Source organism: Kribbella sp. NPDC004875 (assembly GCF_042873375.1).
Taxonomy (GTDB): domain Bacteria; phylum Actinomycetota; class Actinomycetes; order Propionibacteriales; family Kribbellaceae; genus Kribbella.
Genome location: NZ_JBIALI010000006.1, coordinates 357,550 through 368,724, shown reverse-complemented (window position 1 = coordinate 368,724; position 11,175 = coordinate 357,550). Strand labels below are relative to the sequence as shown.

Annotated in this window: 10 protein-coding genes; 1 reads left to right on the top strand and 9 read right to left on the bottom strand. The window is 69.1% G+C overall.

Annotated features, from left to right (window positions below):
- Nucleotides 1–85: 85 nt before the first annotated feature.
- On the bottom strand, nt 86–1,876 hold the full coding sequence (locus tag ACFYRH_RS32240) for a DEAD/DEAH box helicase (protein WP_387783214.1): 1,791 nt from the start codon (nt 1,874–1,876) through the stop codon (nt 86–88).
- A 59-nt stretch (nt 1,877–1,935) separates the two neighbouring features.
- Nucleotides 1,936–2,508, bottom strand: a complete 573-nt coding sequence (locus tag ACFYRH_RS32235) for a Uma2 family endonuclease (RefSeq protein WP_387783212.1) — start codon at nt 2,506–2,508, stop codon at nt 1,936–1,938.
- A gap of 121 nt (nt 2,509–2,629) precedes the next feature.
- Here ACFYRH_RS32235 and ACFYRH_RS32230 point away from each other — a divergent pair, with 121 nt between their 5' ends.
- Nucleotides 2,630–2,902: a DUF3039 domain-containing protein gene (locus tag ACFYRH_RS32230; protein WP_387783210.1), complete on the top strand. Its 273-nt coding sequence runs from the start codon at nt 2,630–2,632 to the stop codon at nt 2,900–2,902.
- 183 nt (nt 2,903–3,085) lie between these two features.
- Here ACFYRH_RS32230 and ACFYRH_RS32225 read toward each other — a convergent pair whose 3' ends face one another.
- From ACFYRH_RS32225 to ACFYRH_RS32195, 7 genes are all read right to left on the bottom strand, one after another.
- Complete coding sequence (locus ACFYRH_RS32225) at nt 3,086–3,643, bottom strand: YqgE/AlgH family protein (RefSeq protein WP_387783208.1); 558 nt, start codon at nt 3,641–3,643, stop codon at nt 3,086–3,088.
- Nucleotides 3,644–3,650: 7 nt separating this feature from the next.
- Nucleotides 3,651–4,031 (bottom strand): VanZ family protein, encoded by a 381-nt coding sequence (locus ACFYRH_RS32220; protein WP_387783206.1) that lies wholly within the window; start codon nt 4,029–4,031, stop codon nt 3,651–3,653.
- Nucleotides 4,028–5,455: an NAD-dependent malic enzyme gene (locus ACFYRH_RS32215; RefSeq protein WP_387783204.1), complete on the bottom strand. Its 1,428-nt coding sequence runs from the start codon at nt 5,453–5,455 to the stop codon at nt 4,028–4,030. The genes ACFYRH_RS32220 and ACFYRH_RS32215 overlap by 4 nt, the downstream gene beginning before the upstream one ends.
- Nucleotides 5,456–5,780: 325 nt before the next feature.
- The gene (locus ACFYRH_RS32210; RefSeq protein ID WP_387783202.1) at nt 5,781–6,797 is read right to left on the bottom strand and encodes a substrate-binding domain-containing protein; all 1,017 of its coding nucleotides are present in this window, start codon (nt 6,795–6,797) and stop codon (nt 5,781–5,783) included.
- A gap of 13 nt (nt 6,798–6,810) precedes the next feature.
- Nucleotides 6,811–7,836 carry an ABC transporter permease gene (locus ACFYRH_RS32205; RefSeq protein ID WP_387783200.1) on the bottom strand — a complete coding sequence of 342 codons (1,026 nt, stop codon included), beginning with the start codon at nt 7,834–7,836 and terminating at the stop codon, nt 6,811–6,813.
- A complete protein-coding gene (locus ACFYRH_RS32200) occupies nt 7,833–9,389 on the bottom strand; it encodes a sugar ABC transporter ATP-binding protein (RefSeq protein ID WP_387783198.1) in 1,557 nt (518 codons plus the stop codon). Before ACFYRH_RS32200 ends, ACFYRH_RS32205 begins: the two co-directional genes overlap by 4 nt.
- A 272-nt stretch (nt 9,390–9,661) precedes the next feature.
- Complete coding sequence (locus ACFYRH_RS32195) at nt 9,662–11,167, bottom strand: ABC transporter substrate-binding protein (protein ID WP_387783196.1); 1,506 nt, start codon at nt 11,165–11,167, stop codon at nt 9,662–9,664.
- Nucleotides 11,168–11,175: the final 8 nt, after the last annotated feature.

The following is an 11,175-nucleotide window of genomic DNA, read 5'->3' as shown; positions in this document are numbered from 1 at the left end:
CACTACGTCAACACTTCGCCACGCACGGAAACACCCCGTCCTGGATCCCAGGACGGGGTGTCAGGTGTGCTTGGTGCGGGCGGGCTCAGGCTCGGCGCTGGGCGGCCCAGTCCCGGATGAGTTCGATGCGTTCCTTGAGCTGGATCGAGGAGGCGTGCGCGGCCGCGGGACCGCCGAGTTTGCGGCGCAGGTCGTTGTGAATGACGCCGTGTGGCTGGCCGGTGCGGTGATGCCACGCGGCGACCAGGCCGTTCAGCTCGCGGCGGAGCAGTGCGATCTGCTCGTGGGTGGCGAGCTCGGCCGGGGTCGGGTCCTCGCGCTCGGCCGCCGCCGGCCGGGACTTCTTCTGCGCCGCGAGCGACTTCTGCTGCCGCTTGTGCAGCAGCTCCCGCACCTGATCCGGCTCCAGCAGTCCGGGCAGGCCGAGGAAGTCGAGCTCCTCGTCCGACGCGTTCTCGCCGCCGGTCCCGTAGTCGCCGCCGTCGAACACCACGCGGTCGAAGCTCGCGTCCGACCCGAGCGCCTCGAAGTTGCCCTCGATCTCGTCGCTGGCGCCTTCGGCCTGGTTGGCCTGCTTCAGCAGGTCGTCCTCGAGGGCGAAGATGTCGCCGTCCTCGTTGGTGTTCTTCCGCCCGAGGACGTGGTCGCGCTCGACCTCCATCTCGGCCGCGAACCCGAGCAGCCGGGTCACCGACGGCACGAACACCGACGCCGTCTCACCCCGCTTCCGCGCTCGGACGAACCGGCCGACCGCCTGCGCGAAGAACAGCGGCGTCGAGGTCGGTGTCGCGTACACGCCGACCGCCAGCCGCGGCACGTCGACACCCTCGGACACCATCCGTACGGCGACCATCCACCGGGACTCGTCCTCGGAGAACTTCGCGATCTTCTTGCTCGCCGCCTTCTCGTCGGACAGCACGACGGTCGGCGACTCGCCGGTGATCTCCCGGAGCGTCTTCGCGTACGCACGGGCCGTGTTCTGGTCACCCGAGATCACCAACGCGCCGGCGTCGGGCATGTGCCGCCGGACCTCGGTCAGCCGCTTGTCGGCCGCCGAGAGCACTGCACCCATCCACTCACCGGCCGGGTCGAGCGCGGTACGCAGCGCCTGCGCGGTCAGGTCCTTGGTCAGCGGTTCGCCGAGTCGTGCGGCGACCTCGTCACCGGCCTTCGTACGCCAGCGCATCTCGCCGGAGTACGACATGAAGATCACCGGGCGGACGACGTGGTCACGCAGGGCGTGCCCGTACCCGTAGGTGTAGTCCGCCTTGCTCCGGGCGACGCCGTCGTGACCCGTCTCGTAGGTGACGAACGGGATCGGGTTGTCGTCGCTGCGGAACGGCGTACCGGTCAGGCAGAGCCGGCGAGCGGCGGGTTCGAAGGCCTCGCGGACGCCCTCACCCCAACTGAGCGCGTCACCGCCGTGGTGCACCTCGTCGAGGATCACCAGGGTCTTGAACCGCTCGGTCCGGACCCGGAACGCCAGCGGGTTCACCGCGATCCCGGCGTACGTCACCGCGACGCCCTGGAAGTCCTTGTTGGTCTTGCCCCGCCGTCCGGCGAAGGACGGGTCGATCGCGATCCCGGCGCGGTCGGCGGCCTCGGCCCACTGGACCTTGAGGTGCTCCGTCGGCGTCACCACGGTGATCCGCTCGATCTGCCGCCGATGCAGCAGCTCGGCGGCCACGGTCAGTGCGAAGGTGGTCTTGCCCGCACCCGGCGTCGCGACCGCGAGGAAGTCCCGCGGGTTGCTGTCGAGATAGAGCTGGAGCGCCTCCGCCTGCCAGGCTCGCAGTTTGTTCGCGGTTCCCCAGGCGGCGCGATCCGGGTACGCCGGGGGGAGCACACCGGGGCTGGCCGGCACATGCGAATCCACAGAGAGCTACTCCCCCGAAAGACGACAGTGAGCCGGGCAGGAAGGTTACCCGAGATCCGTTACGAGATCAGATCCGCCGGCACCACCGTCACGTCGAACGGGCTCGTCAACCGCACCGATTCCTCCCCCGTAGCCTTCGCGACCTGCGTATATGCGCCGTCCCGCAACTCCCAGGCGATCAGACTCGGCGTGTCGGGATCCACCACCCAGTACGCCGGACACCCCGCCGCCTCGAGTCGCGAGAACTTGACCATCACGTCGAAGCGCCGCGTGCTCGGCGACAACACTTCGACCGCAAGCAGCGGCGGCCCGGGCAGGTCGCGCTTCGTGAACGCGTCACGGCGAGCGACCAGGAGGTCCGGGATCATCACCGTGTCGTCCGCCAGCACCACATCGAACGGCGCCGCCATGACATAGAGCTCCGGCGGGCACGCCTGCCTCAGCTGGATCAACAGGTTGACGGCCATATCCTGGTGGTTGAACGACGGGCTCGGTGTCACGAGGAGCGCCCCGTCGATGAGTTCGTGCCGGTACCCGTCATCGAGCATCCGATCGAGATCGGCTCTGGTCATCGGCGCGGCCACTCGGGTCAGGACGTCCGGCGGGTCGGGAGTGGGTTCCACGAGACTCATACTGCCTCCTTCGATCGGTCACGTCAGAGAACATGCCGCGATCTGCCCCGGGTTGGCCCGCGAATCGTCCGGCTGTGGAAAAGTTCCGGATCGGCTGGTGACGCGGCCTACACTCGGGGGTATGAGTACTCAGCTGACCCCCGGCGCGGAGACGGTCGTCGACGAGCGCACCAAGCCGTCACTGGACGACGGGGACCACGAACGGTTCTCGCACTACGTGCCCAAGGACAAGCTGACCGAGGCGATGGTGATGGGCACGCCGGTCGTCGCCCTCTGCGGCAAGGTCTGGGTCCCGAGCCGCGACCCCGAGCGCTTCCCGGTCTGCCCCGAGTGCAAGGAGATCTGGGACTCCCTCAACCCCGGCGACGAAGGCAACGACGGCGGCGAGGAGTAGCCCGCCACTGCGTCAGGCCGCGCCGGCTCCCGTCGCTGCCGCACGCCTGGCGGGTTATGTGGTCGCTGGCGTGCTGCAACACGCTAGCGGTCACATAATCCGCCACCGCTCACAGCCGCCCACCCAACCGAGCACCTCACCCACCGCGGTCGCCTCAGGCGGCGCTCGTTCGACAGGTCAGGGTCAGTTCTGGGTGGGGTCGTCGGGGTAGGTGGCTAGGTAGGCCATTTGGTCGTTCTGGCGGCGGAGGACTCGGCGCCAGAGGGTTTCGGGGGCGTGGCCGAAGACGTCTTCGGGTTCGGACTCGACGACGTACCAGGCGCCTTCGGCGATCTCGCCCTCGAGCTGGCCGCTGGACCAGCCGGCGTACCCGGCGAAGATCCGCATCCGGGCGATGGCGCCCTCGAGCAGCTCCGGCGGTACGTCGAGGTCGACCAGCCCGATCCTCCCGAAGCAGCCACGCCACCCGGGTGGGTCGGTGGACTCGATCACCTCGGCGACCGCGAGGGCGCTGTCGGTGCCGACCGGGCCGCCCATGAACAGGACGCCGGGCTCGTCGACCGTGGACGACCAGTCCGGCAGTACGCGGTCCACGGACAGGTCCGCGGCGCGGTTGACCACCACCCCGAGTGCACCGTCGTCGTCGTGGTCCAGCAGCAGGATCACGGACCGGCGGAAGGGCGGTTCGTCGAGCAACGGGGTCGCCACCAGCAGCGAACCGGTCAGGGTCGAGACCGTCATACCCCCATCATGGCGTACGACGGTTCGCGCGGAAGCCGATCCAGGCGCCGAACGCGACCCCGGCCAGGTCCGCGAGCGCGTCGAGCGGGTCGCCGTCGCGCTGCGGAAGCAGCCAGTGCTGGACGAGTTCGCTGACGATCGCGTTCGCGGCGAGTGCCCCCAGCAACCAGCGAGCGGGTACGCCGACCTTCAGCCCGGTGAACGCCACGGCCGCGAACAGGAAGAAGTGCGCGACCTTGTCGATCTGCGGGATCCCGACGTGCGGACCCGCCTCGCGCGGCGCGTACACGCCGTACAGCTGCAGCGCGACGGCCGCGACGAACGCGATCCGCCAGAGCCAGACGGTCCGCCGGCTCGCTTTGGTCTCCCCCGCCACGGACACGGTCACGCCGGCGCGTCGTCCGGGTAGTTCTCGTGCGCCGGCGCCTTGCCGCCGGCGGCGTCGCGGACGGCGTGCGCCACCATCGTGTGCACCTCGGGGTGGAAGACGCTCGGCACGATGTACGCCGCGTTCAGCTCCTCGTCGGTCACCACGCCGGCCAGCGCCCGGGCGGCGGCCAGCTCCATCTCGACCGACACCTTCGAGGACTGCGCGTCGAGCAGACCGCGGAACACCCCCGGGAAGACCAGTACGTTGTTGATCTGGTTCGGGTAGTCGCTGCGGCCGGTCGCGACCACGGCGGCGTGCTCGCCCGCCTCGGCCGGGTCCACCTCGGGGGTCGGGTTGGCGAGCGCGAACACGATCGAGTCCTTGTTCATCGTCGCGATGTCGGCACCGGTCAGGATGTTCGGCGCGGAGACGCCGATGAACACGTCCGCCCCGGCGACCGCGCCCTTCAGATCGCCGCTGTACTTGGCCGCGTTGGTGTTCTCCGCGATCCAGCGCAGCTCCGGCGACAGCCCGGCGCGCTCGGTGTGGATGACACCGTCGATGTCGGCGACGCAGGTGTCCTTGACCCCGGCCGCGAGCAGCAGCTTCAGGATCGCCGTACCGGCCGCGCCGGCGCCGGACAGCACCACCCGCACGTTCGTGATGTCCTTGCCGACCACGCGGAGCGCGTTGTACAACGCGCCGACCACGACGACCGCCGTACCGTGCTGGTCGTCGTGGAAGACCGGGATGTCGAGCTCCTCGCGCAGCCGGGCCTCGATCTCGAAGCAGCGTGGCGCGGAGATGTCCTCCAGGTTGATGCCGGCGAAGCCCGGCGCGATCGCCTTGACGATCGAGACGATCTCGTCGGGGTCCTGGGTGTCCAGGCACAGCGGCCAGGCGTCGATCCCGGCGAAGCGCTTGAAGAGCGCGGCCTTGCCCTCCATCACCGGCAGCGCGGCCTTCGGGCCGATGTTGCCGAGCCCCAGTACGGCGGAACCGTCGGTGACCACCGCCACGCTGTTGCGCTTGATGGTCAGCCGGCGGGCGTCGTCGGGGTTGTTGGCGATCGCCAGGCAGACCCGCGCGACGCCCGGCGTGTAGACCATCGAGAGGTCGTCGCGGTTGCGGATCGGGTGCTTGGACTCCATCTGGATCTTGCCACCGAGGTGCATCAGGAACGTCCGGTCCGAGACCCGGGCGATCTCGACGCCGGGTACGGCGCGCATCGCCTCGACCAGGCGGCCGGCGTGCTCGGTGTCGGCCGCGGCGCAGGTGACGTCGATCCGCAGCCGCTCGTGCCCGGACGCGGTCACGTCGAGCGCCGTGACCAGGCCGCCGGCCTGCTCGACCGCGGTCGTCAGCTTGCTCACCGTCGAGCCACCCGCGGGCACCTCGAGGCGAACGGTGATGGAGTACGAAACACTCGGCAAGGCAGTCACGCGGGTGATCCTCTCATGTCACTGGTAAGCCCTGGAGGTTACGTACGTAAAGTGCACGACAGAGGTCCGGGTGCACCGCGCGGCCCTCGATCTGCTCAGCCGGCCCCGGTCGCCGGACGCCCTGCTGTCGGCGAACAGACCCACCCACCGCCTCAGCTTGGGGGGGTTCACCTCGCCCGTTGCCCGTTCACCCGCTGCACGCAACTGGTGAACGGGCCAAGTGACGGGTGCACCCCTCAAATGCCTGGGCGGCCGGGCGGCCGGTAGGCGGGCGGCGGGGCGGGCGGTGGGGTGAGCGGGTGGGGTGGATGGGGTGGGTGGGTGGTTAGCTGGTGGGGTTTTCTTCAGCGTAGATCTTGGCCGCGTTGGAGGCGTCGATCAGCCGCGTCGGGAGCGTCTGGGTCTTCTCGATGGTGCCGCAGTCGACCAGGATCTTCTTGGCCGCGGCGATCGCTTCCTTGCCGTTCGTCGGGTAGGTGAAGGTGGCGGACAGCCGGCCCTGTTCGACGGCCTTGATACCGCCGGACGGGATCGGCAGCGCGTCGATACCGGTGAACTTCATCTCCTTCTCGCGGCCGACCGCCTTCGCGGCCAGGTAGGCGCCCTCGGCCATCGGGTCGTTGTGCGAGAACACGACGTCGATCTTCGGGTTCGCCTTCAGCAGCGCGTCCATCTGCGACTGGCCCTTCTCCCGCAGCCAGTCACCGCTCGCGCTCGCGATCACCTTGACCTTCGGGTTGCCCTTGATCCCCTCGACGAACCCCTCGTGCCGCTCGGCCTGCGGCGTCGCGCCGGCCAGGCCCTTGAGCTCGACCACGTTGCCACCCTGCGGGAGCAGCTTCTCGGCGATGTACTTGCCGGCCTCGCGGCCGATCTGCACGTTGTCGCCGCCGATGAACCCGGTGTACGCGTCACCTTCGACCTTGCGGTCCAGCACGATCACCGGGATGCCCTTGTCGTAGGCCTTCTTCACCACCGCGGTCAGCGGCTTGGCCTCGTTCGGACTGATGATCAGCAGGTCGATCTGCTGGGTGATGTAGTTCTCCACGTCCGCGACCTGCTTGGCGTTGTCCTGCGCCGCGTCGGCGAACTTCACGTCGAACTGTGGCACGTCCTTGGCGGCCGCCTTGATGTCGTCGTCCATCCGCTGCCGGTACGGCTCGGCGACGTTCGCCTGGCTCATCCCGATCGTGTACTTGCCGTCGGCCCCCTTGCAGGACTTGGAGGCCCCGGGCGACGCACCAGACGTCCGGTCGTTCGTCGTACCGCAGCCGGCCAGCGCGAGGGCAGCAACGGTGGTGGCAACGGTGGCGGTGGCGATCGGCAACTTCAGTGAGCGCATGACAGAGCCTTCCTTACGAAGTGGGGCGGAGTCGCTGCAGCGCGGCCGCGGCAACGATCACCAGTCCCTTGATCAGGAGCTGGATGTTGGAGTCGATGTTGTTCAGGGCGAGGATGTTGTTCAGTACGCCGAGCAACAGCGCCCCCGCCACGGTCCCGGCCACCGAACCGCGGCCACCCGCCAGGCTGGTCCCGCCGATCACCACCGCGGCGATCGCGTCCAGCTCGTAGCCGAGGCCGTCGTTCGGGCTGCCCTGGTTGAGCTGTACGGCGTGCACGATGCCGGCCAGCGAGGCGAGCAACCCGCAGATCGCGAACACCGCGATCTTCACCCGGACCACCGGTACGCCGGACAGCCGCGCGGCCTTCTCGTTGCCGCCGACGGCGTACAGGTGCCGGGAGAACGCGCTGACCCGGAGGAACACCACCGCGGCGATCGCGACCACGGCGAAGATGATCACCGGGATCGGGACCAGACCGCCGAACGTGCGCTCACCGAGCAGCGCGAACGACGCCGGCGCCTCGTTCGGCCCGTCGCCGTACGCGATCGCGACGCCTTGGCCGCCGGACCAGATTCGGGCCAGACCTCTGGCGATCTGCAGGCCGGCGAGCGTGACGATGAAGGACTGGATGCCGATCATCGCGGTCGCGATGCCTTGCAGCGCACCGAAGAGCAGGCCGATCACGAGCACCAGCACGACCGAGGGCAGGAAGCCCCAGTTGTTCTCGACCATCAGCACGGCCGACCCGACCGCGGCGAGCCCGAGCACCGCGCCGACCGAGAGGTCGATGCCCCCGATCAGGATCACGAACGTCATCCCGACCGCGATGATCCCGATCTCGGACACCGCCCGGACCACGTTGGCCAGGTTGTCCGCGCTGATGAAGAGGATCTCGCCGTTCTTGCGTGGTGAGAACACGATCGCGGCGACGAACACCGCGATCAGCCCGAACACGCTCTGGAACCGGAACAGCGTCGCCGCGACGCTGCGCTGCTCCCGCGGCGCGGCCTCGACGGTCTTGTCCTGTACGTCGGTCACTGCACTCCTCCGACCTCGTCGAACACTGCTCCCTGTCCCATCGCCGCCGCCAGCAGATCGCCTTCACCCGAATCCGCCGTACTGAACGACGCCACGTCGCGCCCGTCCCGCAGGACGACGACGCGGTCGCAGACACCGACCAGTTCGGGGAGCTCGGACGACGCCAGCAGTACGCCGAGTCCTTGCGCCGCGAGCTCGCCGAGCAAGCGGTAGATCTCTGCCTTCGCACCGACATCCACGCCGCGGGTCGGCTCGTCGAGCAGCAGCAGCCGCGGCTCGGTGAGCAGCATCCGGCCGAACACCACCTTCTGCTGGTTGCCACCGGACAGCGTGCCGACCTGGTCCTGCAGGCGGCCGAACTTCAACCGCAGCCGGTCCGCCATCCGCACCGACGCGGCCCGCTCCATCCGCCGCGCGACCACCCCGAGCCGCCCGTACGCCGGGAGACTCGAGACGACCGTGTTGGCGAGGATCGAGTGGAAGAGCACCAGGCCGGACGCGCGCCGGTCCTCGGGCACGAATCCGATGCCTTGGGCAAGCGCCTGCCGCGGACCCCGCGGGCGGATCGGCTTGCCCTGCAGGAGGATCTGGCCGGTTCGGGTGCCGCCCGGCGCGACGCCGTACAGGGTCTCGAGGAGCTCGGTGCGGCCGGCGCCGAGCAGGCCTGCGAGTCCGACGATCTCGCCGGAGCGGACGGTGAGCGAGATTCCGTCCGGGTCGCGGCGGCCGGGGCGCGGGCGACGGGGCTTCAGGGCCAGGTTGTCGACACGGAGTAGTTCGTCGCCGGTGGCGGTGTCCGGCGTGGTGAACATCGTCTGCACCGGTCGGCCGACCATCGCCTCGACGACCTCGGCGGTACTGAGTTCGCGCGGGTCGAAGCTGGTCACGATCCGGCCGTTGCGGAGCACGGTCGCGCGGTCGGCGACCTGCGCGATCTCCTCCATCCGGTGCGAGATGTAGACGATGCCGACGCCGTCGCGGCGCAACTCACGGATCACGTCGAAGAGCCGCTCGACCTCGGTGGTGGTGAGCGCGGAGGTCGGCTCGTCCATGATCAGCACCCGCGCGTCGAGCGAGATCGCCTTGGCGATCGTGACGAGTTGCTGCTCGCCGACCCGCAGCTCGCCGACCGGGCGGCGCGGGTCGAGCCTGACGCCACCGCGATCGAGCAGCTCGCGGGCGGCGCGTTCCATCCGGCGGCGGTCGACGGTGCGCAGCGGGCTGCGCAGTTCGCGACCGAGGAAGATGTTGTCGGCGACGGACAGCGCGGGGACCAGGTCGAGCTCCTGGTGGATCATCGCGATCCCGGCCGCCTGCGCGTCGGTCGGCCCGTTGAACCGGACCGGGGCGCCGTTGATCGCGATGGTGCCGTCGAACTCGGTGACGTCGCCGGACAGGATCTTCATCAGCGTGCTCTTGCCCGCGCCGTTCTCGCCGAGCAGCGCATGTACCTCGCCCGCGCCGAGGGTGAAATCCACCTCGTGACACGCCTGGACACCGCCGTACCGCTTCCCGATCCCGACCATCCGGATCAGGGCAGGTGCTTCGGTCATGCGGCCTCCGCGCTCGGCTGAGCAATCGATTTCCCGGACGCTAGACCGCGCCCCTCCGGCCCGTCAACCCCTGACCAGGTCAACGGTCGGAACCGTGACCAAGCTTCGGTGCTGAACGGGCGGGAGGGGCAGCTTTTCCATGTCACTCGAAAGGTGTCGCTCGAAAGGCGCGGACCTGCATCACTCACCAACTTGCCCGGACCGGCACCGGCGCCGTGGCCGCGAGCGTGAACTCGCGGGCGCGGCGCCGGTTACTGGGTGCTGCAGGTCCGCTAGCTTCCCGAGACCGAGACCTTCGCGAACAGCGGGCGGCCGCTCGGCGGCATCACGAAGTCCTTGACCCGGTTCCGGACGGCCGCGTTGGAGGCGAGGTCGGCGGGGAACACCCCGACGGCGTCGTCCCAGATGATCTGGCCGGCCTGCTCGTAGAGCTTCGGGCGGGCGGCCTGGTCGACCGACGAGCGGGCGTCGAGCAGCAGCTTGTCGAGCGCGGGGTTGCAGTAGCCGTTGCGCTTGGCGGAGCACACGTACAGGCGGGCCAGTGTGTAGTCGGCGTCACCAGTGCCGGTCACGTTGGTCTGCAGGTTCATGTCCCAGTTGAGTTTGCCGAAGTCCTCCAGCCACTGGGCACGTTCCTTCTCCAGCGGCTTGACCGTGACGCCGATCTTCGCCCAGTCCGAGATCATCGCCTGCGCCAGCGCGCGGATGTTCGGCCCACCCTCGAGCGGCCACTGCATCGACGTCGTGAACCCGTTCGGGTACCCGGCCTCGGCGAGCAACTGCTTCGCCTTCGCCGGGTCGTAGCTGTACGGCGCGAGCTTCGGCGCCCCGATCACGCCCTGGGTCACCGGCGCCTGCGCCACCGACGCCAGATCGCCGAACAGGTCCTTCACGGTGCCGTCGAGGTTGAGCGCGTGCCACATCGCCTGCCGCACCCGCTTGTCGTTGAACGGCTTGCGGTTCGAGTTGAACCAGTCGAAGTAGTACGTCCAGCTCGGTGTGGTGGAGTAGGTGATCGCGTCGCTCCCCTGCACCGACCCGACCTGGTCCGGCGGGATCTGGGTCAGCACGTCGACCTCGCCGTTCTCCAGTCCGGTGATCCGGCCCGCCACCTCCGGGATGTTCACGAACTCCAGCTTGTTCAGTTTCGGAGCTCCGTCCCAGTACGTCGGGTTCGCGGCCAGCTCGAGCTTCTCGTCGGGCTGGAACGCCGTGACAGTGAACGGTCCGGTCCCGATCGGCTTGCTGAAGAACCCGTCGGTGTTGATTTTGTCGGCCGGCCCGATGAACAGCAGCGTCAGCGAACTCAGCAACGTGCCGAGCGGCTTGCTGGTCTTCACGGTCACCGTCTGGTCGTCGGTCGCGGCGAACGAGGTCACCGTCGAGTACAGCGGGACGAGCGGACCGTCGAGCTTCTGATGCCGCTGGTACGACGCGACGACGTCCTTCGCGGTGAACGGCGTACCGTCGGAGAACTTCACGCCGGAGCGGAGTTTGAAGACCCACGTGTTCGGGTCCGGGTTCTCCCACGACGTCGCCAGTACCGGGACGATCTTGCCGCCGTCGACGCGGACCAGCGGCTCCATGATCTGCTGGATCGCGGTCTGCACCGCCTCCTCACCCGCGTACTTGTGGGTGTCCAGCGACACCGGGAACATCGCCGGCGCGTACCGCAGGATCTGTTCGCCGTCACTGCCCGGCTCACTCGCCGGTGAACAGGCACTCAACGCCGCGAGGGCGGCCACAGCCAGCGCCGCGACGATTCGCTTCCTCAACACAGGGGTCT